An 843-nucleotide genomic window follows, 5' to 3' on the forward strand; every position below is an offset into this window, starting at 1 on the left:
GAAGCAGCGGGCAAGTCGATGCAGACGGTCGCATTCTGGTGCATCTGGAGGTAAGAAGCGGGAAGCGTATCCGAAATCTTATCCTCTACCGCCTGCTTGATAATATCGGTCTTGTCATCGCCCCAGGCAAGCAGATAAACACGGCGGGCTTCCATAATCGTATTGATGCCCATCGTAATGGAACAAGGAGGCAGGTTGTCCACGCCCAGGTTATGCGCCGCTTCCGAACGGGAAGTACTGTCCACAAATATCAGGCGCGTAATGGAAGCCGCCGTAGAGCCGGGCTCGTTCATGGCGACATTCCCTTCCCTGCCGATGCCCATCAGGACGATGTCCAGTCCGCCGTAGGTCTTGATGCGCTGTTCATACAGCAGGCAATGGTCTATGACCGCATCCTGCGGAATCGTGCCGTCCGGAGTAAACACGTTCTGCCGGTCGATGTCCACCTGGTTCAGGAAAAGCTCATTCAGCTGGCCGATGCTGCTGCTCCCCTGCTCTGATAAAGGATAGTATTCATACAGATTAAATATCACTGCATTACGGAAGCTGACGCCTTCTTCCTTATGGCGGCGCACCAGTTCGGCGTAAAGCGGACGGAGCGAAGCCCCCGTGCCCAAAGCCAACGTACAGAACTTGCCGTCATGCTGGCGTTCCTGTATCTTGCGGATAACCTCATCGGCAATGCACTTCACGCCTTCGTCTACTGTTTCATAGATGTTGGTAGGGATTTTTTCAAAACGGGTCAGCACGGAGCGGTCAATCGTATTCTCCGGCTTGTAATATCGGGTAGACACCCTGTTAAGGGATATCTGCGAACTCAGATTGGTTCTCATGGCTATAATT

1 protein-coding gene is annotated in these 843 nt (G+C 53.1%); it reads right to left on the reverse strand.

What is annotated here, in order from left to right:
• Nucleotides 1-833, reverse strand: an 833-nt coding sequence (locus H9625_RS17405; RefSeq protein ID WP_191765587.1) for a 6-phosphogluconolactonase, incomplete at its 3' end; no start/stop codon positions are given.
• Nucleotides 834-843: the final 10 nt, after the last annotated feature.

The sequence above is a fragment of the Phocaeicola intestinalis genome (assembly GCF_014837065.1).
Lineage (GTDB): Bacteria > Bacteroidota > Bacteroidia > Bacteroidales > Bacteroidaceae > Phocaeicola > Phocaeicola intestinalis.